Below are 22,962 nucleotides of genomic sequence, written 5' to 3'. Positions count from 1 at the left end.
GCAGTCCTAGACAGCTCCACCACACCGGAGGTCTTCGCCTTTGATCAAGACCCCCGTGTCAACAACGCTCGTGATCAATACAGCTAGGGCGTGTTTCCCGGAGCAGGCCGGGCAGGGCCGGCCGTCGCTACGCGAACGTCGCCGCCAGCGCGTCCGCGAGCCCCGGCACCAGGTCGGAGCCGGTGAGGACCTCGGTCGGCGAGTCCTTCTCGCGCAGCCGCAGCGCCGACTCGCGCGCGCCGTCGCGGAGCACCGCCACGGTCATGCGGACCTCCTGGCGGTCCGGGTGCGCCGCCACCCACGCGGCGAGCTTGGCGTCGCTCAGGCCCTCGGGGACGGACGTCTCGGCGGACGGGGGCAGCATCTGGCGCTCGACGGTGAGGGCGCAGCCCGCCACCGCGTCGGGCCAGGCGATGGTGCCGAGGAACTCGTCCAGCGGCTTGTTCGCGGGGATCTCCTCCTGCTCGATGGGGGTGAGACCGGCGTGCTCCACGCCGTCGTCGAGGCCGAGCTGGGAGGCGAGGCCGGGTTCTTGGGTGCGCAGTCGCGCCGTGTCGACGAGCGCGAAGAGGCGGGCGGGCCGGTCCCAGCCGAGGCCGGAGACGTACTCGTCGATCTCAAGGACGGCCCGGGTGAGGGGGCTCGCTGCCATGGGAGTGTTGGACATGGTCACAATCCTGCCTCGTTAGTCCCGAGAAACGGGAACCGAGTAAAGCGTGAGTAAGTTGCATAGGTGGGGCTCCACGATCTCGGGGGCCTGACATATCGACAGCGAACTTCGAGGTGCGCACCTTGGCTTTCCAGATGCCGGACCGCGGCGGAGGCCCGACGGGGCCACGGATCAGAGTGGGCCGACCCTCCCGTCGTGTCCGGACCCTGCTCATGACGTTGGGGGTCCTGGCCGTGCTGGCCATGGCCTTCGTCATGTTCTCCGGGTTCTGGACGGACTGGCTGTGGTACCGCTCGGTCAACTACTCATCGGTCTTCACGACGACCCTGTGGACCAAGATCGGACTGTTCTTCGTCTTCGGCCTCCTCATGGCGGTCGCGGTCGGGGTGAACATCTGGCTGGCGCACCGGCTGCGCCCGCCGCTGAGTGCCATGTCGATGGAGCAGCAGAGCCTCGACCGGTACCGCATGGGCATCGCCCCGTACAAGAAGTGGCTGCTGATCGGGGTCACCGCCCTGGTGGGCCTGATCGCGGGCGCGTCCGCCGCCGGGCAGTGGCGCACCTGGCTGCTCTGGATCAACGGCGTGCCCTTCGGCCAGAAGGACCCGCAGTTCCACATGGACGTGGCGTTCTTCGCGTTCGACCTGCCGTGGTACCGCTTCCTGCTCGGCTTCGGCTTCGCTGCGGCGGTGCTCTCCCTGGTGGCCGCCGCCCTGACGCACTACCTGTACGGCGGACTGCGGATCACCAGCCCCGGCGCGCGGGCGACCGCGGCGGCCACCGGGCACCTCTCGGTGCTGCTCGGTGTCTTCGTCACGCTCAAGGCCATCGCGTACTGGCTCGACCGGTACGGCCTCGCGGTGAAGTCCAGTGACTTCAAGGCGACGGGCAACTGGACCGGCCTGCGGTACGTGGACGCCAACGCCTACCTGCCGGCGAAGACGATCCTCTTCTGCATCGCGGTCATCTGCGCCGTGCTCTTCTTCGCGACGCTGTGGCGGCGCACCTGGCAGCTCCCGGTCATCGGCTTCGGCCTGATGGTGCTCTCGGCGATCCTCATCGGCGGGCTCTACCCCGCGATCGTCCAGAAGTTCCAGGTCCAGCCGAACGAGCAGGCCAAGGAAGCGCCGTACATCGAGAAGAACATCAAGGCCACCCGTGACGCCTACGGCATCAGCGGCGTGAAGCCCGAGGCGTACGAGGGCGCGGGCAAGGTCGACGAGACCCCCAAGAAGAAGCGCGACGCAGCGGACTCGGCGGCCAACTACCGGCTGAACGACCCGAACATCGTCTCGCCGACGTTCCAGCAGCTGGAGCAGGAGCGCAGCTACTACCAGTTCCCGAAGACGCTCGACGTCGACCGCTACAACGGCCAGGACACCATCGTCGGCCTGCGTGAGATCGACGTGAACAAGCTCGACAAGCGGAACTGGATCAACGACCACTTCGCCTACACCCACGGCTACGGCATGGTCGCGGCCAAGGGCACGGAGACGAAGAAGGGCTCCAAGGGCGCCCCGGCGTTCACCGAGTCCGGCCTGCCCACCACCGGCGACCTCGGTGAGTACGAGCAGCGGATCTACTACGGCGAGAAGACGTCGCAGTACTCGATCGTGGGCGGGCCCCAGAAGGAGCTCGACTACGAGGAGAACGGCGGCGGCCAGAAGACCTACAGCTACAAGGGCGACAGCGGGGTCAACCTCTCCAACCCGATCAACCGCGCCGCGTACGCGGTGTCCTTCGGGGAGCCGCAGATCCTGTACTCGGGCGCGATCGGCGAGGGCTCGCGGATTCTCTACAACCGCACGCCCAAGGAGCGCGTCGAGGCGGTGGCCCCCTGGCTGACGATCGACGGAGACGTGTATCCGACGGTGGTCGGCAAGCGCATCCAGTGGGTGGTCGACGCCTACACGACGTCGAACGGCTATCCGTACGCCTCGCGGACCACGCTCGGCGACACCACCGCCGACTCGCTGTCGCAGGCCGACAGCCAGCGCACGGTGATCGCCCAGCAGAACCGGGTCAACTACATCCGCAACTCGGTCAAGGCGACCGTCGACGCGTACACCGGCGAGGTCAAGCTCTACACCTGGGACGAGAAGGACCCCGTCCTCAAGACCTGGAAGAAGGCGTTCCCGGGCACCGTCAAGGACAAGAGCGAGATCCCGCAGGCGCTGATGGACCACCTGCGCTACCCGCAGGACATGTTCAAGGTGCAGCGCGAGCTCCTGACCAAGTACCACGTCACGGACCCCGGCCAGTTCTACAACGCGAGTGACGCCTGGCAGGTCCCGAACGACCCGACGAAGAAGGACGACAGCGCGGTCCCGCCGTACTACCTGTCCCTGAAGTCGCCGGGCCAGGACCGCCAGCAGTTCTCGCTGACGACGACGTTCACCCCGAGTGAGCGGCCCAACCTGCGGGCCTTCATGACGGTGGACGCCGACGCCAGAAGCGAGAACTACGGCAAGATGCAGCTCCTGAGGGTCAAGGGCGACGTCGACGGCCCGGAACAGGTGCAGAACAAGCTGAACTCCATGACGGAGGTCGGCAACTTCGTCCGGGACATGAAGGGCGCCGACTCCGACGTCCTCTACGGCAATCTGCTGACCGTGCCCCTGGACGACGGCTTCCTCTACGTGGAGCCCGTCTACGTCCAGGGCCGGAAGTCGGCGTATCCGCTCCTGAAGAAGGTGGCCGTCTCGTACGGCACGGAGACCGTCTTCGCCGACAGCCTGAGCGAGGGCCTCAACCAGGTCTTCGGCGCCGACGCGTCCACCAAGCCGCCGGGCGACGACCAGGACGAGGGCGAGCCGACGAAGCCGCCGAAGACGAGCGACCCGACGGTCCAGGCGGCGCTCGACGACGCCCAGACGGCGTTCGAGGACGGCGAGAAGGCCATGAAGGAAGGCGACTGGAAGAAGTACGGCGAGGCCCAGGAGCGGCTCCAGGAGGCGCTGGAGCGCGCCGAGGAGGCGTCGGCCAAGGCCGCGGAGAAGGACGGCGACAAGAACGCCGACAAGAACGCGGACAAGGCGGGGGACGAGGCCGGAGAGAAGGACGCCGACAAGAACGGCGACAAGAGCAGTGGCTGAGTAGCTGGTCAGGCTGCCCCCTCGCGCCGTGGTACGGTTTGGACACAACGGCGCGGGGTGGAGCAGCTCGGTAGCTCGCTGGGCTCATAACCCAGAGGTCGCAGGTTCAAATCCTGTCCCCGCTACTGCAAGGCGAAGGCCCGGATCCTTATGGATCCGGGCCTTCGTCGTGTGCGGTGTGCCACCGGGAGCGGCGTGCGCGACGCGCCCGGGCGGTCGTCGGAGGCGGCTCCGTGACGGCGGTGAACGGCGTGTGCGGGCGGCCTATGCCAATAAATGTGAACCGTGTCCGTACGGGGGAGAGTTGGGGGATCTGTGTTTCACTTATCTCTCTGTGGGCATGTCGACAAAACGCTGAAGTGACCTCACTGGCTGCGGTATACCAGGTGTACCCAGGTTGCAGGTGGTGCGACGATGGACGTTATGGGGGACAAGGCAACTCTGTTGGAGACAGGGCGGTTTGTGCAGCCGGCCGACCGGGACGACCCCGGGGCGGCCGCCGAGGAGTTGCGCCATCGGCTGGCCGCCGAGTCCGGCGACGTCGACGCCATGAGCGTCCTGGGAAGCCTTCTGCTGCGCCGCGGCGACCTCGACGGGGCCGAGTCGCTGCTGCGCGCGGCGACGGCCGAGGGCGACCGTGCCGCGGCCAACAACCTGGGCGTCCTGCTGCACCAGCGCGGCTACGCCGACGAGGCGGCGGGCTGGTGGCGCGTCGCCGCCGTCGCCGGTTCCGCGGCGGCCGCGCACGCGCTCGGCAGGCACCACCGCGAGCGCGGCGACGAGCCCGCCGCCGAGTACTGGCTGCGGCAGTCCGCCGAGCAGGGCCACACCCTCGGGGCGTACGCGCTCGCCGACCTCCTGGAGCACCGCGGGGACGTCGGGGCCGAGCGCTGGATGCGGGTCGCCGCCGAGCGGGGCCACCGTGAGGCCGCGTACCGCCTGGCCCGCGCCCTGGACCGGCGGGCCGCCGCCGAGCGCGGCGAGGCCGTCGAACCGGGCGAGGACCCCGTACGCGTGCTCCGCGGCACGGGGACCGGTCCGCGCCCGGGCGACGGCAAGGCCGACGAGGGCGCGCGCGCCGACAAGGAGGTACGAGGGCCGGCCGGCGAGGCCGAGCAGTGGTACCGCCAGGCCGCCGCGCGCGGGCACCGGCGGGCCGCCCTGCACCTCGGCGCGATCCTGGAGCGGCGCGGCGACCTCAAGGAGGCCGGGCGCTGGTACCTCAACTCCGCCAAGGACGGCGAGCCGCGGGCGGCCTGCGCCCTCGGCTTCCTGCTGCGGGACGCGGGCGACCAGGAGAGCGCCGCCGTCTGGTGGCTGAAGGCCGCCCAGGACGGCGACGGCAACGCCGCCAACGCGCTGGGCGCGCTGCACGCCGAGCGCGGCGAGACCCAGACCGCCGAGCGCTGGTACCGCGCGGCGATGGACGCGGGCGACGTGAACGGCGCGTACAACCTCGGGCTGCTCTGCGCCGAGCAGGGCCGCACCGCGCAGGCCGACCAGTGGTACCGCAGGGCCGCCTACGCGGGACACCGCGAAGCGGCGAACGCGCTGGCCGTGCTGCTGCTCCAGGGCGGCGACGCGGCCGGGGCCGAGCCGTGGTTCTGCAAGGCCGCGGAGGCGGGCAGCGTCGACGCGGCGTTCAACCTCGGCATCCTGTACGCGAGCAGGAACGACGAGACCTCCGCCCTGCGGTGGTACGAGCGCGCGGCGGCCGCGGGCCACACCGACGCCGCCCTCCAGGTCGGCACCGCGCGGCTGCGCGAGGGCGACGACCGGGAGGCGGAGCGGCATCTGCGGTGCGCGGCGGGCGGCGGCAGCGCCGAGGCGGCGTACCGGCTCGGCACGGTGCTCGACGCGCGGCGCCCGGCGGAGGCCCCGCCCGCGCTCGGCGAACCGGCCACGGAGAAGACCGAGTGCGAGGAGTGGTACGAGCGGGCCGCCGAGCTGGGGCACCGGCGGGCCCAGGTCAGGGTCGGCATGCTGGCCTCGGCGCGGGGCGACGTCGTCGAGGCCGCGCGGTGGTACCGCAAGGCCGCCGAGGCGGGCAGCCGCAACGGCGCGTTCAACCTCGGCCTGCTGCTCGCCAGGGAGGGCAGCGAGCCCGAGGCCGCGCTCTGGTGGACCAGGGCCGCCGACGCCGGCCACGGCAGGGCGGCGCTCCGCCTCGCCCTGCTCTACGCACGGCACGGGCAGCTCGCACAGGGCCAGCGCTGGGCCACGCGCGCGGTCGAGCTCGGCCCGGCGGAGGTCGCGGAGCGCGCGGGGCGCCTGCGGGAGGCCCTGCGGCAGGAGCTGTCGGCGTAGCCCTTCCGGGTGAGGCGGGCACGGCGGAACGAATTTGCGCTGGTCGTGGCCTTGACGTACTGTTGTGTTCACCGACGCGGGGTGGAGCAGCTCGGTAGCTCGCTGGGCTCATAACCCAGAGGTCGCAGGTTCAAATCCTGTCCCCGCTACTGAAGGCCGAAGGCCCGGAACCGACAAGGTTCCGGGCCTTCGGTGTGTCCCGGATGCATAAGGTGACGCGGCGCACATGGCCTGACACGGCGCGGCGCGAAGCCGAGCCCCGGGGGCCCGGGGGCCGCCGGCTGCGCCGGCCGCTATCTGTGCCCCACCGCCTCCTCGTACAGCTCGCGGTCGACCGCCTCCGCCTCCGGGACCTTGTCGCCGTCGAAGACGCCCGCCGCGCGGTACGCGTCCTGCAGCCGGTCCGTGGTGCCCGCGCGGATCTCCCAGTCCATGCGGAGCGACGGCGTCGAGAGCAGCACCTCCTCGTCCGTGTCGAGCAGATGGGCCAGGTCCCTCGCGAAGGACTCGTCGGCCTTGTAGTCGCCCGCGAAGTAGGTGTTGACCGTACGGATGTACGCGCGCAGCAGCGCGACGCCCGCCTCCGGGTCCTCCTTCAGGAGGTTCGGGCCGAAGAGGAGCCCGCCGAGGGGTTCGCCGAGCGGCTGGCCGCCGAGGAACGCGTACTTCCTGTCGCCGTCGACCTTGCGCCAGACCGGGTCGAGCAGCCAGGCCGCGTCGGTGCCGCCGTTCTCCAGGGCGGTGAGCACGTCCGCCGAGCCGAGCTGCTGGAACCGGATCTCGTCCAGGCCGCCGCCGTGCTTCTTCAGGGCCTTGTCCATCGGGTACGCGATGACGGAGCCCTTGCCGATCATCGTGCCGAGACTGCGGCCGGCCATGGGGACGCGGTCCGGGCTCTCGCCCTTCCGCAGCCGCACCCACAGGCCGCTCTTGGACCGGGGGTCGGGGGAGAAGTTCCCGGCCGTCCACTTGATGTCGAAGCCGCTGGTGATGCCGTTCAGCACGGCCGCCTCCGGGGCCGCCCACTGGGCGTCGATGTCGCCCCTGGCGAGGAGCGGGAGGGCGTCCGGCGTCGGCAGGACCTTCAGCTCGACGTCGAGGCCCTCCTTCTCGAACTCCCCCTTGTCCACCGCCACGCGCAGCGGGGCGACGTACTCGGCGCTCAGGGTGCCGGTCGCGATCGTCAGGCCGCGGCGCTCGCCCAGCGGCTCCGGGCTCGGGGTGCCACGGGCGCAGCGGGCGGGCCTCCGGTCGGGCGCGCGATCGGCGGGGTCGGTCCAGCTCCCCTTGCCGCAGCCCGCCACCGGGGTGACGCCGCGCTGCTTCGCGGGCCCGGCGGGCGACGCGTCGTCCTCCTTCGCGCAGCCCGCCGCCGCGAGGAGCGAGCCCGCCATGAGCAGGGCCAGGGCCGTGGTGCGGACGCGCATGGGACCTCCCCGGTCCTGACGGGTCATGACTGGCTCCGGCCCCGGTCCCGGGGGGCCCACGGCGTGAGCAGCCGGCCCACGAGCCGCACCAGTTCGGAGAAGACGACGCCGAGCACGGCGACGCAGACGATGCCGACGAACATCACGTCGTTCTGGAAGAGCGCGCGCGAGTCGAAGATCAGGTGGCCGAGGCCGTCGGCTGCGGCGATCTGCTCGGAGGCCACGATCACCAGGACCGCGACGCCCGCCGCGATCCGCGCGCCGACCAGCACGGCGGGCAGCGAGGCGGGCAGCAGGACGTGGCGGAACATCTGCCACGGCGACGCGCCGAAGACCCGGCCCGCGTCGCGGTGCCCGGACGGGACGGCGAGGACCGCCGCCATCGTGGAGATCCAGACGAAGAAGAAGACGGTGGTCGCCACGAGCGCGATCTGCGGTCCCTCGCCGAGGCCGAACATGTTGAGGAAGACGGGGAGCAGTGCCAGCTTCGGGACGACGTACAGCGCGTCGAGCGTGGGTTCGAGGGCGGCGCGCACGACGGAGAGCGAGCCCATCAGCAGGCCGAGGGCGTAGCCCGCCGCCGTGCCGATCGCGTATCCCGCGAGCACGCGTTGCAGCGTGGCCCGGACGTCCGGCCACAGGTCGCCTTCGGCCGCCCGGCGCCAGCCGTCCTCCAGGATGGTCTGCGGGGCGGGGTAGACGCGGTCGTCGATCCAGCCGGCCACCGCCGCGAGCTGCCAGAGCAGGACCAGGACGAGGGGCACGCCCGCGGCGAGCGACAGCTCCAGGGCGCGGCGGCGGCGATGGGCGCGGACGGGGTGCAGCTCGTGCGGGCCCGGCTCCCGTACGAGCACGCCCTCCTCCCGCGGCGCCTCGTCCGTGACGGCGCTCATGCCGCGGCCCCGGCGCCGACCTCGCCCCGGAGCAGCTCCCACAGCTCGCTCGTGAGGGCGGCGAACTCCGGGGTGGCGCGGACCGCGCCCGTGCGGGGCCGGGGGAAGGGCGGGCGCCGCTCGGCGATGACGCGTCCCGGCCGCGCCGACATCACCAGGACGCGGTCGCCGAGGACGATCGCCTCTTCGAGGCTGTGGGTGATGAAGAGGGTGGTGGTGCGGGTGGTCTGGGTGAGGCCGAGGAGTTCGTCCTGGAGGATCGTGCGGAGCTGGGCGTCCAGCGCCGCGAAGGGCTCGTCCATCAGCAGGATCTCGGGCTCGACGGCGAGCGCGCGGGCGATGGCCACGCGCTGGCGCATGCCGCCGGAGAGCGCCGCGGGGTAGGCGGCGGCGAAGTCGGTGAGGCCCATGCGGTCCAGCCAGTGCGCCGCCCTGGCGTCGGCCTCGCGGCGGGGGACCTTCTGGACGTCGAGGCCGAAGCGGATGTTGGCGAGGACGGTCTTCCAGTCGTGGATGCCGTAGTCCTGGAAGATCATCGCGGCCGGCCGCCGGGCGTTCGTACGGATGCGCAGCTCGCCGGAGCTGGGGCGGAGCAGTCCCGCCGCGATGCGCAGGAGCGTCGACTTGCCGCAGCCCGAAGGGCCGACGACACAGGTGAACTCGCCGGGGGCGACGGTCAGGTCGACGGGGCCGAGGGCGTGCACCGCCCGGGCGGCTCGGCCGAAGACGCGGGTGACGGCGCGGGCTTCTATCTTCGGGTGCGGATCTCCCACGGGTGTCTCCTCGCGGAGGGCGTACGGACATGGGGGCGCCGACCATATGACGCAGCGTCAGATACTGGAAGCCCCCGGCGGCCGATGTGGCTGCCGGGGGCTTCCGTGAACGCAGGGGGGAGGGCGGTGCTACGCCGACGTGCAGTTCGGGCAGACGCCGCGGTAGGTGACCTCGACGTCCTGGACCGTGAAGCCGAAGCGCTCCGAGTCGGGGAGGTCGGTCAGCGGGTTGCCCGTGGGGTGGACGTCCCGGATGGCGCCGCACTGCGCGCAGACCAGGTGGTGGTGCGGGCGGTGGGCGTTCGGGTCGTACCGCTTGGCGCGGCGGTCCGTGGAGACCTCCAGGATCTCGCCGAGGGACACCAGCTCGCCCAAGGTGTTGTAGACGGTCGCCCGGGAGATCTCCGGCAGCTTGCCGACGGCGCGGGCGTGCACCTCGTCGGCCGTCAGGTGGACGTGGTCGCCGTCGAGGACCTCGGCCACGACGCGTCGCTGCGCCGTCATGCGCCAACCGCGTCCGCGCAGTCGTTCCAACAGGTCACTCATGAAAACCAGCCTAACAGGCGAGGGAACAAGTCCCGAACAGGTGTGACTTTGGATGTTTGCTTGACTTAGACAATGTCCATTGTAGGATCGGACTCATCGCAAGCCAAGGGACAGGACCCGCAGGAATGACGCAGGAGGCGCACGTGACGCAGGGACCGCTCACCACGGAGGCCGGAGCACCGGTCGCCGACAACCAGAACAGCGAGACCGCGGGCCTCGGCGGACCGGTGCTCGTCCAGGACCAGCTGCTCCTCGAAAAGCTGGCCCACTTCAACCGCGAGCGCATCCCGGAGCGCGTCGTGCACGCCAGGGGCGCCGGCGCCTACGGCACGTTCACGCTCACCCGTGACGTCTCGCAGTGGACGCGTGCGAAGTTCCTCTCCGAGGTCGGCAAGCAGACCGAGACGTTTCTGCGCTTCTCCACGGTGGCGGGCAACCTCGGCGCGGCCGACGCGGTGCGCGACCCCCGCGGCTGGGCGCTGAAGTTCTACACCGAAGAGGGCAACTACGACCTCGTCGGCAACAACACCCCGGTGTTCTTCATCAGGGACGCCATCAAGTTCCCCGACTTCATCCACACCCAGAAGCGCGACCCGTACACGGGCTCGCAGGAGGCGGACAACGTCTGGGACTTCTGGGGGCTCAGCCCCGAGAGCACCCACCAGGTGACCTGGCTCTTCGGCGACCGCGGCATCCCCGCCTCGTACCGCCACATGGACGGCTTCGGCTCGCACACGTTCCAGTGGAACAACGAGGCGGGCGAGGTCTTCTGGGTCAAGTACCACTTCAAGACCGACCAGGGCATCAAGAACCTCACGCAGGCCGAGGCCAACAAGCTCGCCGGTGAGGACCCCGACTCCCACCAGCGCGACCTGCGCGAGGCGATCGAGCGCGGCGAGTTCCCGTCCTGGACCGTCCAGGTGCAGATCATGCCGGCGGCCGAGGCGGCCACGTACCGCTTCAACCCGTTCGACCTCACCAAGGTGTGGCCGCACGCGGACTACCCGCCGATCGAGATCGGCAAGCTGGAGCTCAACCGCAACCCGGAGAACGTCTTCGCGGAGGTCGAGCAGAGCATCTTCTCGCCCGCGCACTTCGTGCCCGGCATCGGCCCGTCCCCGGACAAGATGCTCCAGGGCCGTCTCTTCGCGTACGGCGACGCCCACCGCTACCGCGTCGGCATCAACGCCGACCACCTGCCGGTGAACCGCCCGCACGCCACCGAGGCGCGCACCCACTCCCGTGACGGCTTCCTGTACGACGGCCGCCACAAGGACGCGAAGAACTACGAGCCGAACAGCTTCGGCGGCCCCTTCCAGACGGACCGGGCGCTGTGGCAGCCCGTCCCCCTCACCGGCGCCACCGGCAACCACGAGACGCCCCGGCACGCCGAGGACAACGACTTCGTGCAGGCGGGCAACCTCTACCGCCTGATGTCCGAGGACGAGAAGGGCCGCCTGATCGACAACCTGTCGGGCTTCATCGCCAAGGTCTCGCGCGAGGACATCGTGGACCGCGCGATCAACAACTTCCGTCAGGCCGACGGAGACTTCGGCAAGCGGCTGGAGGCCGCGGTCCAGGCCCTGCGCGGCTGACCAGCACCACTTGTCGTAGGAAGACGGCGGGCCGGCTCCCCTTCGGGGGGCCGGCCCGCCGCCGTCCCGTCATCCCGTCAGCTGGGCCGCCGCACGCCGGTCGGGCGCCCAGCAGCGGATGATGTCGCGCACCGAGACGATGCCCGTGGGCTCGTTGCCGTCCATGACGATGAGGTGCCGGAAGCCGCCGTGCGCCATCGCGTCCGCCGCGTCCTCCAGGCTCCACGCCGGGGTGGCGAAGACGACCTCGGTCGTGGTGTGGGTGCCGGCGATCTCCGTGTCGGGGCTCTGGCCGAGGGCGAGCGAGTTGAGGACGTCGCGCTCGGTCAGGATGCCGAGGCCGTAGGTGTCGGGGTCGAGGACGACGGCCGCGCCCACGTGGCGCGCGGACATCAGCCGGGCCGCCTGGCGCAGGGTGTGGGTGGGGCCGATGGTCAGGACCACCGTGCTCATGGCGTCGCGGACGAGCATGGGCGTGAGCCACCTCCTTGGTGAAACCGGGGCCTCCCGGTGGGCGAAGGATTGCCTCCGCTACCTGCTGGAGAACGGATTCACAAGTTCACAAGTGGGGGAACTCATAGAGTCGCAGCCGAGCGGGGCGCCAACAAGGGGGCGCGTGCGGTCAGTTCAGGGCGCGCGTCGGCCCACCGGCGCCCCCGGGGTGTGCGGTGTGCGGGTGGCGCGAGGCGCGGTGCGCCGGTCGCGCGGGACTCAGTAGCGCTGGTTCAGATGGCCCAGCAGCTCGTCGTGGAGGAGGCCGTTGGAGGCCGCCGCGTTGCCGCTGTGCGGGCCCGGCCTGCCGTCGAGCCCGGTGAACGTGCCGCCGGCCTCCGTCACCACGATCGCGGTCGCCGCCATGTCCCACAGCGAGAGTTCGGGCTCCGCGCAGATGTCCACCGCGCCCTCGGCCACCATCATGTACGGCCAGAAGTCGCCGTACGCCCGGGTGCGCCACACCGCACGCGTCAGGTCCATGAAGCCGTCGAGGCGGCCCTGCTCCTCCCAGCCGGTCAGCGAGGAGTACGCGAACGAGGCGTCCTCGACGCGGGAGACCTTCGACACGCTCAGCCTGCTCGCCGAGGTGAGGCTGCGCCCCGTGTACGCGCCGCCGCCCTTCGCCGCCCACCAGCGGCGGCCGAGCGCGGGCGCGGAGACGACACCGACGACCGGCTGGTAGCCGCCCTCGCCCGCCTCCATCAGGGAGATCAGCGTGGCCCACACGGGGACGCCGCGTACGTAGTTCTTGGTGCCGTCGATCGGGTCGATCACCCAGCGGCGCGGGCCCGTCCCCTCGACCCCGTACTCCTCGCCGAGGATCGCGTCGCGGGGCCTCGTGCGCTTGAGCGAGGTACGGATCAGCTCCTCGGCCGCCTTGTCGGCCTCGCTCACCGGCGTCATGTCCGGCTTGGTCTCGACCTTGAGGTCGAGAGCCTTGAACCGGTCCATGGTCTGGGCGTCGGCGGCGTCCGCGAGGACGTGGGCGAGACGCAGATCATCGTGGTAGTCGGGCATGCATGAACAGTATCGATCTCCAAAGTGCCGAGCCACCACCGCGTATCGGACGGCATCGGCCGCCTCGCGCCGAAGCTATTGACAGTGCTCCCGAGCCCGTCAACTCTGGCACCCGGAGCCGCTACGGCCCGGGGAGGCGACGATGCCTGCGGCACGGGAATCTCTGCTCGACGCGGCCTACACCGCGCTCGCCCGGCGGTCCTGGCCGGGCGTCCGCATGGTCGACGTCGCGGCCGTCGCCGGGGTGTCCCGGCAGACCCTGTACAACGAGTTCGGCAGCAAGGACGGCCTCGCCCGCGCCCTGCTGAGGCGCGAGACCGACGGCTATCTGCACGGCGTCGAGCGCGCCCTCGCCGAGGAGCGCGAACCCGCCGAGCGGCTCGCGGCCGTGGCCGCCTGGACGGTCGGCGCCGCCCGCGGCAACCCCCTGGTGAGGGCCGCGCTCACCGGCTGCTGGGGCGAGCGACTGCCCGCGCCGAGCCGTGTCGCCGGGTCCTCGTCCCCCGTGCCCGCGCAGCGCCGCGCGGACGCCGGGGTGCCCAGCTCCGCCGAGCTGCTCGCACTGGTGCGCGACCGGGCGGTGGCCGCGCTCGGCGGCCGGGGCCGGGCCAGGCAGCCCGACCTCGCCCTGGCCTGCGAGAGCGCCGTACGCCTCGCCCTGTCCTACGTGGTCGCGCCCGCCGGAAGCGACGACGACCCCGCGGAACTGGTGCGCGGGGCCATCGGGCGGTGGGTCGCGGCGGTGTAGCCGGACCGGGTCAGTGCGCGGAGCCGGAGAGCTGGAGGCCGATCACGCCGATGATCACGAACGAGATCGAAACGATCTTCAGCGTGGAGACCAGGTCACCGAGGAAGACCATGCCGTAGATCGCCGTGCCCGCGGCCCCGATGCCGGTCCACACCGCGTACGCGGGCCCGACGTCCAGCTTCTTCAGCGCGAGCGTGAGCAGACCGAAGCTGCCGAGCGCGAAGCTGGCGAACGCGATCGTCGGCCAGAGCCTGGTGAACCCGTGCGACAGCTTCAGGCAGACCGCGAAGCCGGTCTCCAGGAGTCCCGCCACTATGACCAGCAGCCACGCCATGTCCCTGCCTCCCGCACTGTGTCCACGTTCGGTGACCGCTTGGTCCGGCCGGTACCGGCTCGGTGCGATTATGCCTTTACCGGTCCCGCGAAGCGGCAAACAACGGGGAGGTCAGTCGTCCTCGCGCCGCTCCCGCGTGGCGAGCAGCCTTCGCAGGGAGTACAGCCGCGCCGGATCGGCGTGTCCGTCCGCCACCCAGGCGTCCAGCGCGCAGTCCTTCTCGTCGTGGCTGCACCCGCGCGGGCAGTCCACCGTCCCCGGCTCCAGATCGGGGAAGGCCAGGATCACGCGGGAGGGGTCGACGTGGTTCAGCCCGAAGGACCGCACGCCGGGAGTGTCGATCACCCAGCCGTCCGAGCCCGCGAGCGGCAGGGCGAGCGCGGACGTCGTGGTGTGCCTGCCGCGGCCCGTGACCGCGTTGACATGCCCGGTGGTGCGCCGCCGCTCCTCCGGCACCAGCGCGTTCACCAGCGTCGTCTTGCCGACCCCCGAGTGTCCGACGAAGGCCGTGACCTTGCCGTCGAGCAGCTCGTGGACGCGCGCTAGCTCCGCGCCGTCGGTGAACTCCTCGCGGCTCGTCACCACGTAGGGGATGTCGAGCGTCGCGTACGTCTCCAGGAGCTTGTCGGCCGACGCGAGGTCCGACTTCGTCAGCACGAGGACCGGTTCGAGACCGCCGTCGTACGCGGCCACCACGCACCGGTCGATCAGCCGCGGGCGCGGCTCGGGGTCGGCGAGGGCGGTGACGATGGCGAGCTGGTCGGCGTTGGCGACGACCACCCGCTCGTACGGGTCGTCGTCGTCTGCGGTGCGCCGCAGGACGGAGGTGCGCTCCGCGATCCGCACGATCCGGGCGAGGGTGTCCTTCTTCCCCGAGAGGTCCCCGACGACGGCGACCCTGTCGCCCACCACGGCGGCCTTGCGGCCCAGCTCGCGGGCCTTCATGGCCATCACGACCCGGTCGTCCACGAGGACGGTGAGCCGTCCCCGGTCCACGGTGAGGACCATGCCCTCGGCCGCGTCCTCGTGCTTGGGCCTGATGTGGGTGCGGGGGCGGTTGCCCTTGCGGTTGGGGCGGACGCGGATGTCGTCCTCGTCGGGGTTCTTGCCGTAGCGGCGCATGTTCTCGATCCGCCCGTTCAGTTCCCGAGCATTCCGGTCCAGAGCTCGGGGAAGTCCGGGAGCGTCTTCGCCGTCGTGGCGACGTTCTCGATCCGCACGCCGTCCACCGCGAGGCCGATCACCGCGCCCGCGGTCGCCATGCGGTGGTCGTCGTAGGTGTGGAAGACGCCGCCGTGCATCGGGCGCGGACGGATGTGCAGGCCGTCGGCGGTCTCGGTGACGTCGCCGCCCAGTTCGTTGATCTCCTTGGTGAGCGCGGCCAGGCGGTCCGTCTCGTGCAGCCGCAGGTGGGCGACGCCGCGCAGCGTGGAGGGCGAGTCGGCGAGGGCCGCCACCGCCGCGATGCCGGGCGTCAGCTCGCCGACCTCGCCGAGGTCCACGTCCAGGCCGTGGACGGACCCCGAGCCGGTGAACACCAGGCCCGCCTGCGTCAGTTCGCAGGAGCCGCCCATCTCGGTGAAGATCTCCCGCAGCGCGTCGCCGGGCTGCGTGGTGTGCGCGGGCCAGTCGGGGATCGTGACCGTGCCACCGGTGACCAGGGCCGCGGCGAGGAACGGCTGCGCGTTCGAGAGGTCGGGCTCGACGGTCAGGTCACGGCCGAGCAGCGCGCCGGGGGTGACCCGCCAGACGTTCGGCTCGCCGCCCGCCTCGGGGGTGTCCACCTGGGCGCCGACCGCGCGGAGCATGTCCACGGTCATCCGGATGTGCGGCATGGAGGGCAGGGCGCCCCCCACGTGCCGCACCTCCACGCCCTGGTTGAAGCGCGGGGCCGAGAGCAGCAGCGCGCTCACGAACTGCGAGGAGGACGAGGCGTCGATCTCGACGGAGCCGCCGTCCAGCGCGCCGGCGCCGTGCACCGTCAGGGGCAGCGCGCCGCGGTTGTCGTCGTCGATGCGGGCACCGAGCACCCGCAGGGCGTCGATCACGCCGGTCAGGGGCCGCTCGTACGAACGGGGGTCGCCGTCGAAGCGGATCGGGCCGTCGGCGAGGGCGGCGACCGGGGGCAGGAAGCGCATGACCGTACCGGCGTTGCCGACGTCGACCGCGGCCGGGCCGTGCAGCCCCGAGGGGATGACCCGCCATGCCTCGCCGGAGCCCTCGGGCGTGCCCGCCACCGTGGAGCTGGACGAGATGGTCTCCTCGATGCCGACGCCCATCGCGCGCAGGGCTCCTGCCATCAGGAGGGTGTCGCGGGAGCGCAGCGGGCGGCGCAGCCAGCCGGGCTCGGCGGCGAGCGCGGCCAGGACGAGCGCCCTGTTGGTGACCGATTTCGAACCGGGTACGTGGACCGTCGCGGTGACGGCTCCGCTTGCGTGCGGGGCGGGCCAGAGGGCGGTGTGCGCCGGGGTTTCGGTCATGCCCTCACTTTAGTGGCTGGCAGCGGCCCCGCTCAGACGGCGAGGAGCCAGCGGGCCCCGCCCATCAGGGCGCAGAGCGAGACGGCGTGGAAGAAGAAGAGCCAGAGGCCCGCGGGGACGTGGGTGAGCCGGGCGAGCTGGTCGGCGTCCGAGTCGCCCGCGCCCCCGCGCCTGCGTTTGGCCTGCAGCTCGAACGCGGGCCGCACACCGCCGAGGAGCAGGAACCACACCACCGCGTACGCGAACGCCGCCTGCACCTCGGAGCCGGCCAGCCAGGAGACGAGCAGGAAGGTGCCGCCGGTGAGGACGACGGTCAGGGCGCCGTACGCGTTGCGGATCATCACCAGCATCGCGACGAGCAGCGCGGTGGCGATCCACAGGAGCGCCGTGATGCGCCCCGAGCCGAGCAGCGCGGCGCCGCCGAGGCCGAGCAGCGGCGGTGCCGTGTAGCCCGCCGCCGCGGTGAGGATCATGCCGGGGCCGCTGGGCCTGCCCCGCGAGACGGTCAGCCCCGAGGTGTCGGAGTGCAGCCGGATGCCGTCGAGGCGCCGGCCGGTGAGCAACGCCACAAGGCCGTGGCCGCCCTCGTGCGCGATGGTGACGGCGTTGCGGGCGAGCCGCCAGACGCCGTGCGGCACGACCACGGCCAGCGCGACGACGCCGGTGGCTATGACCAGCCATGTCCCGGGCGCCGCCTGCGTGCCGAAGATCCGGTCCCACAGGTCCGTCAGGCCGGCGTCGGCGGCGATCTCTGGTCCTTGGTCCATTGCTCGGACTGACTCCTGTTGAGGGGTGGTGGTCGGGCGACGGGTGGGCCTGGCAGTCTGGCACGTATGTGCGGACGGTATGCATCGAGTCGTGGGCCCGAGGATCTCGCGGGGATCTTCGAGGTCGAGAAGTACGAGCCGGCGGAGGCCCTGGCCCCCGACTACAACGTGGCGCCCACCAAAGAGGTGTACGCCGTCCTCGACCGCCCCTTGAAAGACGCCGACGACCCGGCTCCGGTTCGCCAGCTCCGCACACTGAAGTGGGGACTCGTGCCCTCCTGGGCCAAGACGCCCGAGGGCGGGGCCCGGATGATCAACGCCCGCGCCGAGACCGTGCACGAGAAGCCCTCCTACCGCCGCGCCTTCACCTCCCGCCGCTGCGTCATCCCGGCCGACGGCTACTACGAGTGGGTCACCGCGCCCGAGGAACGGCGGCTGGAGGTCGAGGGCAAGAAGAAGCGCCCCCGCAAGCAGCCGTACTTCGTGACGCCCGCCGACGGCTCCGTCTTCGCCATGGCGGGGCTCTACGAGTTCTGGCGGGACAGGACCCTCCCCGACGAGCACCCCCTCGCCTGGTGGGTGACCTGCACGGTGATCACCACGGAGGCCGAGACCGCACCGCTGGCCGCCGCCCCCGACGAGGGCCCGCGCTCGCTCGCCGACATCCACCCGCGGATGCCGCTGATGCTCACCCCCGACCGCTGGGACGCCTGGCTCGACCCGTCCCGCACCGACGTGGAGGACCTGCGCGCCCTGCTTGAGCCGCCACCGCACGGACTGATGCGGGCCTTCCCGGTGTCGACGGCCGTCAGCAACGTCCGCAACAACGGCCCGGAGCTGCTGAAGGAGCTGGCCGGACCGGAAGAGGGCACACTCTTCTGACGTGACGCACGAGACGCAGGACACACGGGAAACGGTCCGGACCGACGCGGGTGAGGCACGGATCACCTGGCACCCCGCCGAGGCGGACGCACGCCTCCTGCTGGCCGTGAGCCACGGCGCGGGCGGCGGCATCGAGGCCAGGGACCTCCGGGCGCTCGCCGCCGAGCTGCCCGCCCACGGAGTGACCGTCGCCCTCGTCGAGCAGCCCTGGCGGGTGGCGGGAAAGAAGCTGGCGCCCGCGCCCAGGACGCTGGACGCGGGATGGCGGGGCATCTGGCCCACACTGACGAAGCGGGGGCTGCCCGTGATCTCCGGTGGCCGCAGCGCGGGTGCCCGCGTGGCCTGCCGCACCGCGGCCGAGCTGGGTGCCGCCGCCGTGCTCGCGCTCTCCTTCCCCCTCCACCCACCGGGCAGGCCCGAGAAGTCCCGCGCCGGCGAACTGCTCGGCTCCGGCGTGCCCACGCTCGTCGTGCAGGGCGGCAACGACCCGTTCGGCAGACCCGCCGAGTTCCCCGACGGCCCGTTCGACCTGGTGGAAGTCCCCTGCGCCGACCACGGGTTCGCCGTGCCCAAGCGGGCGGGGACCGGCCAGGAGGAGACCGTGAAGCGCGTCACGGACGCCGTGGTGCGCTGGACGGGAATGTTGGACGCGTGACCTCTGTTGTCGCGAACAGACGGTGAACACCGTCGTCGACCTGTTCGTACGAGAGGGAGTCCGCCGCATGGGTTCGACCATCTGCCCGAACCGCTCCAGCGCCTCTGACCTGGAGTGGACGGTACTGAGCGCACCCAAAAGCGCAACTATTCGGGCGGCGCGCGGAACGGATCGTCGTCTATCCTCCGATTCGAGTGGGGCTGCTTTCGGCCTCGCCACGTCGTTGGAGGAGGTGGGTCCGGTCACTGGGACCGACGCGGGGACCGAGCACGGTCAGGCGGAGCAGCCCCGAGAGAATCCGGAGAGGTCCGAGACGGCCGCGGAGCGCACGGCCCGCTTCGAGCGGGACGCGCTGACCTTCCTGGACCAGATGTACTCGGCGGCGCTGCGCATGACGCGCAACCCGGCGGACGCGGAGGACCTGGTGCAGGAGACGTACGCCAAGGCGTACGCGTCGTTCCACCAGTTCCGTGAGGGCACCAACCTCAAGGCCTGGCTCTACCGCATCCTCACCAACACGTTCATCAACTCCTACCGCAAGAAGCAGCGCGAGCCGCAGCGCAGCGCCGCCGAGGAGATCGAGGACTGGCAGCTCGCGCGGGCCGAGTCGCACATGTCCACCGGTCTGCGGTCCGCCGAGTCGCAGGCGCTGGACCACCTGCCCGACTCGGACGTCAAGAAGGCCCTGCAGGCGATTCCCGAGGAATTCCGCATCGCCGTCTATCTGGCCGACGTAGAGGGCTTTGCGTACAAGGAGATCGCGGACATTATGGGGACACCCATCGGCACGGTGATGTCCCGTCTGCACCGTGGCCGCCGCCAGCTGCGCGGCATGCTGGAGGACTACGCCCGCGAGCGCGGGCTCGTCCCGGCCGGTGCCGGAGAGTCGAACGGAACGAAAGGCTCGGGCTCATGAGCTGCGGAGAGCCGCACGAGACTGACTGCAGTGAGGTCCTGGACCATCTCTATGAGTTCCTGGACCACGAGATGCCGGACAGCGACTGCACCAAGTTCGAGACGCACTTCGAGGAGTGCTCCCCGTGCCTGGAGAAGTACGGGCTCGAACAGGCCGTCAAGAAGCTGGTCAAGCGCTGCTGCGGCTCGGACGACGTCCCCGTCGACCTGCGGGCGAAGGTCATGGGGCGCATCGACCTGATCCGTTCCGGGCAGACCGTGCCCGAGCAGGACGTCATCCAGGACGTGACCGCCTCGGAGGCGTGAACGCCCCGCCGGGCGGGCGCCCGGCGACCGTCGACAGGGAAGCAGGCCGCGCGTTTCGCACGGCCTGCTTCGCTGTCTCCCGTCGTCCGTCCTCTCTTCTCCCTCCCGTCACCCGAAGGTGCTAATTCCCCGCGGACGGGAACCGGACCGATGGTTCGCGCACCTAGTCTCCGACCTGCACATAGGGAGGAGACCTCCATGCGGTCGGTGCCGATGTGGGCCCGCGCTTACATCCTGTGCGTCACCCTGGCCGGCGCCTCCTGCGCCGCGCCCGCCCTGGGCCCGCACACCCCTTGGCCCGCGGTGGCGCTTCTCGCGGCGCTCTACGCCGGGTGCGAGCGCGACACCGTGCTCGACCGGCTCACGGGCAGGACGGGCGCCGCCGCGCCCCGCCGTGCCCCGCGCGGCCCCGGCACCCTCTTCCCCGTGCTCCTCGCCGGGGTCTTCCTGCTGCCGCCCGCCGCCGCCGCGCTGGTCGCCGTGCCGGGGGCGCTGCTCGCCCGCGCCGACCGGCACCCCCGGTGGGTGCGGCGCGTCTGGCGGGCGGCGCAGCTCGCCCTCGCCTCCTGGACCGCCGCGCGGCTCTACGCGGCGCTCGGCGGGCCCGCGGCCACCGCCGCACCGGACTTCCCCTACGTGCTCGGGCCCGCGGGAGCCGCCGTGCTCGCCTTCGCCTGCGTGCTGACCGCCCTGGACGGCGGCATCCTCGCCACCGCCGAGCGGGTGCCCGCGCGGACCGCGTGGCGGGGCCTGTTCGCGCGCTCGCTCGCGCCGGTGGCCGTGCACGGCCTCGCCGGGCTGATGATGGCCGTCCTGTGGACCAGCCCCTACGGGCCCCCCGCCGCGCTGCTCGTCCTGCTGCCGATGGGCGTCTCCTGCTGGGCCTTCGCCCAGTACCACCACGAGCGGGCCGCCCACCAGGCGACCATCCGGGCGCTCGTGCAGGCCGTCGACCTGAAGGACCGGTACACGCGCGGCCACAGCGAGCGGGTCGGCCGCGCCTCCGTGCTCATCGCCAGGGAGCTTGGCATGGACGACGACCGCGTCGAGGTCCTGCGGTTCGCCGGAATCCTGCACGACGTCGGCAAGCTCGGCGTGCCGACCCGGCTGCTGCGCAAGGACGGCCCCCTGACGCCCGAGGAGCGGCGCGTCATCGAGCTGCACCCCGAGTACGGGCACGAGATGGTGCGCGGCATCGGCTTCCTCGGCGAGGCACGGGAGGCGATCCTGCACCACCACGAGCGGATCGACGGCACCGGATACCCCTACGGGCTCGCCGGGCGGCAGATCCCCGAGAGCGCCCGCGTGGTGGCCGTGGCCGACGCCTTCGACGCGATGACGTCCACGCGCTCCTACAGCAGGGCCAGGCCCGTCGCCGTGGCGCTCGAAGAGCTCGACCGGTGCGCGGGGGCGCACTTCGACCCGGTGATGGTCGCCGCCCTGACCCGGGCGCTCGACCGGCACGGCTGGCATCCCGGGGTCACCTCGGACCTCCCTGGCCGGGTCCCCGGTCAACCCGGCGACCAGCGCGGAAACGTACCGCCTGAGCTGCCGGCGCCCTCGGCGTCCGGCCCGGCGGCCCGGTGACCGCCCGCGCGGTGGCGCCCGGCGGCCCGGAGCGCGCCGGCACCGTCCCGGCCGCCGCCGGGCCGCTCACGGGCGACGAGCGGCCGGGCCGCCTGCTCGCGACGCTCGCCCAGACCGTCGCCGCCCTGCTCGCCCTGACCGCGCTCGCCTGGACCCTCTGGCACGGCATCACCGAGGGCAGGACGGCGCTGGCCTTCGGGGTGCTCGTCGGCCTCGGGGAGCTGGCCAGGTGGGGGAGCGCCAGGACCAGGGAACCGGCGCCGCTCGGAGCCGCGGGCGCCCTGGCCTACGCCCTGCTGGGGGAGAACGCCGGGCACCACACCCACCACGGGGCGCCGCAGGTGATCGCCGTGGTGGTCGCGGCCTCCCTGGTGGGGGCCGTGCCGCACGTGGCGCGCGGCAAGGGCCCCTCGCCGGACCAGGTGGCGCGGCGGCTGCTGAGCGTCGGCTTCGCCGCCGTCTGCTTCCAACCGCTCTACAACAGCGGCCTGTTGGAGGAGCGGGTCGGCCACGGCCCGTACTTCGCGCTCGTCATCGTCGCCGTGCTCGTCCTCACCGCGCTCTGCGACGCCGTCCTCGCCGCAGCGATGGCGCACGCCCGGACCCGGTGGCCCTTCGGCCCGCTGCTCCGCGACGAGCTGCGGGCCCTGCTCGGCATCGGCTCCGCCGTGTGCGCGACGGGGGCCGTCATGGCGCTCGCGGTGGCCGTGGCGGGGCTCTGGGCGCTGCCCGTGTTCAGCCTCCCGCTGCTGCTCACCCAGCTCTCCTTCCGGCGCTACGCGGCGGTCCGGGCCACCTACCGGCAGACCATCGCGTCGCTGGCCAGGGCCACGGAGATCGCCGGGTGCACCCCGCAGGGCCACGCCCACCGCGTCGCGCGCCTGAGCAAGGCGGTCGGGCGCGACCTCGGGCTCTTCGAGCCGGACTTGACCGTCCTGGAGCACGCGGCGCTGATGCACGACATCGGCCAGCTCTCCCTCGTCGACCCGGTGCCCGAGGGGGCGACCGCGGGCCTGCCCGAGGCGGAGCAGCGCCGCATGGCCCTGCTCGGCGGCGCCGTCGTACGGCAGACCGGGGTGGACCCGGCGGTCGCCGTGGTCGTGGAGCGGCAGGCCGACCCGTACCGGGAGCAGCCCCTGGCCGCGCGGATCGTGCGCACCGCGAACGCGTACGACGAGATGGCGCGGGGAGAAGGACCGTCGGGGGCGCTCGGCGGCCCGCTGTACGCGCTGGAGCGGCTGCGGCTCGCCACCGGCCGCGACCACCAGCCCGAGGTCGTGGAGTCCCTGGCGAGGGTCCTCGCGCGGGAGCGGAGCGGGCCGCGGGGCGCGGCACGGGGGTGAGGTCCGAGGACGGGCCTAGCTCGTCCCCGGCTGGGTAACCCATGGGTAATGAGCGGCCGTCCGACCGTACGTGGTTGGATGCGAAGAAGAGGGTGCGCGGGGGCATCGGCCCGACGCCGCACCCTCG

The 22,962-nt window shown here is 72.1% G+C and carries 21 protein-coding genes and 2 tRNA genes; 12 read left to right on the top strand and 11 right to left on the bottom strand.

The annotated features are described in order from the left end of the window. Positions 1-127 precede the first annotated feature (127 nt). Entirely contained in the window at positions 128-667 is a 540-nt protein-coding gene (locus tag AB0I16_RS32305) for a PPA1309 family protein (protein WP_363253211.1), read from the bottom strand. Between the two features lie 137 nt (positions 668-804). Between AB0I16_RS32305 and AB0I16_RS32300 the strand changes: the two genes are divergently transcribed. The 4 genes from AB0I16_RS32300 (at position 805) to AB0I16_RS32285 (ending at position 6,221) form a co-directional block, all read left to right on the top strand. After that, entirely contained in the window at positions 805-3,765 is a 2,961-nt protein-coding gene (locus AB0I16_RS32300) for a UPF0182 family protein (RefSeq protein ID WP_363253214.1), read from the top strand. A 51-nt stretch (positions 3,766-3,816) separates the two neighbouring features. Then, positions 3,817-3,890 (top strand) — tRNA-Met (locus AB0I16_RS32295). A 289-nt stretch (positions 3,891-4,179) separates the two neighbouring features. Next, entirely contained in the window at positions 4,180-6,072 is a 1,893-nt protein-coding gene (locus tag AB0I16_RS32290) for a sel1 repeat family protein (protein WP_363253210.1), read from the top strand. A gap of 75 nt (positions 6,073-6,147) precedes the next feature. Further along, a tRNA-Met gene (locus tag AB0I16_RS32285) sits at positions 6,148-6,221 on the top strand. A 144-nt stretch (positions 6,222-6,365) separates the two neighbouring features. On the opposite strand, the gene AB0I16_RS32280 is transcribed toward AB0I16_RS32285, so the two are convergent. The 4 genes from AB0I16_RS32280 to AB0I16_RS32265 form a co-directional block, all read right to left on the bottom strand. After that, positions 6,366-7,499: an ABC transporter substrate-binding protein gene (locus AB0I16_RS32280; RefSeq protein WP_363253209.1), complete on the bottom strand. Its 1,134-nt coding sequence runs from the start codon at positions 7,497-7,499 to the stop codon at positions 6,366-6,368. A gap of 23 nt (positions 7,500-7,522) precedes the next feature. Beyond that, positions 7,523-8,392 carry an ABC transporter permease gene (locus tag AB0I16_RS32275; protein ID WP_363253208.1) on the bottom strand — a complete coding sequence of 290 codons (870 nt, stop codon included), beginning with the start codon at positions 8,390-8,392 and terminating at the stop codon, positions 7,523-7,525. Continuing rightward, entirely contained in the window at positions 8,389-9,165 is a 777-nt protein-coding gene (locus AB0I16_RS32270) for an ABC transporter ATP-binding protein (RefSeq protein ID WP_363253207.1), read from the bottom strand. The genes AB0I16_RS32275 and AB0I16_RS32270 overlap by 4 nt, the downstream gene beginning before the upstream one ends. A gap of 129 nt (positions 9,166-9,294) precedes the next feature. Next, on the bottom strand, positions 9,295-9,711 hold the full coding sequence (locus tag AB0I16_RS32265; RefSeq protein ID WP_363253206.1) for a Fur family transcriptional regulator: 417 nt from the start codon (positions 9,709-9,711) through the stop codon (positions 9,295-9,297). Between the two features lie 125 nt (positions 9,712-9,836). Here AB0I16_RS32265 and AB0I16_RS32260 point away from each other — a divergent pair, with 125 nt between their 5' ends. Continuing rightward, positions 9,837-11,306, top strand: coding sequence for a catalase (locus AB0I16_RS32260; RefSeq protein WP_363253205.1), 1,470 nt, complete (start codon positions 9,837-9,839; stop codon positions 11,304-11,306). A gap of 69 nt (positions 11,307-11,375) precedes the next feature. Here AB0I16_RS32260 and AB0I16_RS32255 read toward each other — a convergent pair whose 3' ends face one another. Continuing rightward, the gene (locus AB0I16_RS32255) at positions 11,376-11,777 is read right to left on the bottom strand and encodes a CBS domain-containing protein (RefSeq protein WP_363253204.1); all 402 of its coding nucleotides are present in this window, start codon (positions 11,775-11,777) and stop codon (positions 11,376-11,378) included. Positions 11,778-12,017: 240 nt separating this feature from the next. Next, complete coding sequence (gene hisN, locus AB0I16_RS32250; RefSeq protein WP_363253203.1) at positions 12,018-12,818, bottom strand: histidinol-phosphatase; 801 nt, start codon at positions 12,816-12,818, stop codon at positions 12,018-12,020. Positions 12,819-12,960: 142 nt separating this feature from the next. Here hisN and AB0I16_RS32245 point away from each other — a divergent pair, with 142 nt between their 5' ends. Further along, a complete protein-coding gene (locus tag AB0I16_RS32245) occupies positions 12,961-13,566 on the top strand; it encodes a TetR/AcrR family transcriptional regulator (RefSeq protein ID WP_363253202.1) in 606 nt (201 codons plus the stop codon). Positions 13,567-13,576: 10 nt separating this feature from the next. Here AB0I16_RS32245 and AB0I16_RS32240 read toward each other — a convergent pair whose 3' ends face one another. The 4 genes from AB0I16_RS32240 to AB0I16_RS32225 all read right to left on the bottom strand — a co-directional run bounded on the left by AB0I16_RS32240 (position 13,577) and on the right by AB0I16_RS32225 (position 17,147). After that, positions 13,577-13,900: a multidrug efflux SMR transporter gene (locus AB0I16_RS32240; protein ID WP_363253201.1), complete on the bottom strand. Its 324-nt coding sequence runs from the start codon at positions 13,898-13,900 to the stop codon at positions 13,577-13,579. 111 nt (positions 13,901-14,011) lie between these two features. Next, the gene (gene rsgA / locus AB0I16_RS32235; RefSeq protein WP_363253200.1) at positions 14,012-15,022 is read right to left on the bottom strand and encodes a ribosome small subunit-dependent GTPase A; all 1,011 of its coding nucleotides are present in this window, start codon (positions 15,020-15,022) and stop codon (positions 14,012-14,014) included. 17 nt (positions 15,023-15,039) lie between these two features. Then, positions 15,040-16,380 carry a 3-phosphoshikimate 1-carboxyvinyltransferase gene (gene aroA, locus AB0I16_RS32230; protein ID WP_363253199.1) on the bottom strand — a complete coding sequence of 447 codons (1,341 nt, stop codon included), beginning with the start codon at positions 16,378-16,380 and terminating at the stop codon, positions 15,040-15,042. 32 nt (positions 16,381-16,412) lie between these two features. Continuing rightward, a complete protein-coding gene (locus tag AB0I16_RS32225) occupies positions 16,413-17,147 on the bottom strand; it encodes a M50 family metallopeptidase (protein ID WP_363253198.1) in 735 nt (244 codons plus the stop codon). A gap of 66 nt (positions 17,148-17,213) precedes the next feature. Between AB0I16_RS32225 and AB0I16_RS32220 the strand changes: the two genes are divergently transcribed. From AB0I16_RS32220 to AB0I16_RS32195, 6 genes are all read left to right on the top strand, one after another. Then, the gene (locus AB0I16_RS32220; protein ID WP_363253197.1) at positions 17,214-18,029 is read left to right on the top strand and encodes an SOS response-associated peptidase; all 816 of its coding nucleotides are present in this window, start codon (positions 17,214-17,216) and stop codon (positions 18,027-18,029) included. 1 nt (position 18,030) lies between these two features. Further along, positions 18,031-18,684: an alpha/beta family hydrolase gene (locus AB0I16_RS32215; protein WP_363253196.1), complete on the top strand. Its 654-nt coding sequence runs from the start codon at positions 18,031-18,033 to the stop codon at positions 18,682-18,684. Positions 18,685-18,916: 232 nt separating this feature from the next. Continuing rightward, positions 18,917-19,600 (top strand): sigma-70 family RNA polymerase sigma factor, encoded by a 684-nt coding sequence (locus tag AB0I16_RS32210; RefSeq protein ID WP_062782290.1) that lies wholly within the window; start codon positions 18,917-18,919, stop codon positions 19,598-19,600. Next, on the top strand, positions 19,597-19,905 hold the full coding sequence (gene rsrA / locus AB0I16_RS32205; RefSeq protein WP_363253195.1) for a mycothiol system anti-sigma-R factor: 309 nt from the start codon (positions 19,597-19,599) through the stop codon (positions 19,903-19,905). The genes AB0I16_RS32210 and rsrA overlap by 4 nt, the downstream gene beginning before the upstream one ends. A gap of 198 nt (positions 19,906-20,103) precedes the next feature. After that, positions 20,104-21,492, top strand: coding sequence for an HD-GYP domain-containing protein (locus AB0I16_RS32200; protein WP_363253194.1), 1,389 nt, complete (start codon positions 20,104-20,106; stop codon positions 21,490-21,492). Between the two features lie 92 nt (positions 21,493-21,584). Then, a complete protein-coding gene (locus AB0I16_RS32195; protein ID WP_363253213.1) occupies positions 21,585-22,835 on the top strand; it encodes an HD domain-containing protein in 1,251 nt (416 codons plus the stop codon). Positions 22,836-22,962 lie beyond the last annotated feature (127 nt).

It is taken from the genome of Streptomyces sp. NPDC050703 (assembly GCF_040654435.1).
GTDB lineage: Bacteria > Actinomycetota > Actinomycetes > Streptomycetales > Streptomycetaceae > Streptomyces.
Note: the sequence above shows the minus strand (reverse complement) of the source record. Positions and strands in the feature narration are given on the sequence as shown.

Coding starts and splice junctions, on each gene's coding strand:
- AB0I16_RS32305 (WP_363253211.1), bottom strand. CDS start 667: ATGTCCAACACTCCCATGGCAGCGAGCCCCCTCACCCGGGCCGTCCTT.
- AB0I16_RS32300 (WP_363253214.1), top strand. CDS start 805: ATGCCGGACCGCGGCGGAGGCCCGACGGGGCCACGGATCAGAGTGGGC.
- AB0I16_RS32290 (WP_363253210.1), top strand. CDS start 4,180: ATGGACGTTATGGGGGACAAGGCAACTCTGTTGGAGACAGGGCGGTTT.
- AB0I16_RS32280 (WP_363253209.1), bottom strand. CDS start 7,499: ATGCGCGTCCGCACCACGGCCCTGGCCCTGCTCATGGCGGGCTCGCTC.
- AB0I16_RS32275 (WP_363253208.1), bottom strand. CDS start 8,392: ATGAGCGCCGTCACGGACGAGGCGCCGCGGGAGGAGGGCGTGCTCGTA.
- AB0I16_RS32265 (WP_363253206.1), bottom strand. CDS start 9,711: ATGAGTGACCTGTTGGAACGACTGCGCGGACGCGGTTGGCGCATGACG.
- AB0I16_RS32260 (WP_363253205.1), top strand. CDS start 9,837: ATGACGCAGGAGGCGCACGTGACGCAGGGACCGCTCACCACGGAGGCC.
- AB0I16_RS32255 (WP_363253204.1), bottom strand. CDS start 11,777: ATGCTCGTCCGCGACGCCATGAGCACGGTGGTCCTGACCATCGGCCCC.
- hisN (WP_363253203.1), bottom strand. CDS start 12,818: ATGCCCGACTACCACGATGATCTGCGTCTCGCCCACGTCCTCGCGGAC.
- AB0I16_RS32245 (WP_363253202.1), top strand. CDS start 12,961: ATGCCTGCGGCACGGGAATCTCTGCTCGACGCGGCCTACACCGCGCTC.
- AB0I16_RS32240 (WP_363253201.1), bottom strand. CDS start 13,900: ATGGCGTGGCTGCTGGTCATAGTGGCGGGACTCCTGGAGACCGGCTTC.
- rsgA (WP_363253200.1), bottom strand. CDS start 15,022: ATGCGCCGCTACGGCAAGAACCCCGACGAGGACGACATCCGCGTCCGC.
- aroA (WP_363253199.1), bottom strand. CDS start 16,380: ATGACCGAAACCCCGGCGCACACCGCCCTCTGGCCCGCCCCGCACGCA.
- AB0I16_RS32225 (WP_363253198.1), bottom strand. CDS start 17,147: ATGGACCAAGGACCAGAGATCGCCGCCGACGCCGGCCTGACGGACCTG.
- AB0I16_RS32220 (WP_363253197.1), top strand. CDS start 17,214: ATGTGCGGACGGTATGCATCGAGTCGTGGGCCCGAGGATCTCGCGGGG.
- rsrA (WP_363253195.1), top strand. CDS start 19,597: ATGAGCTGCGGAGAGCCGCACGAGACTGACTGCAGTGAGGTCCTGGAC.
- AB0I16_RS32200 (WP_363253194.1), top strand. CDS start 20,104: ATGCGGTCGGTGCCGATGTGGGCCCGCGCTTACATCCTGTGCGTCACC.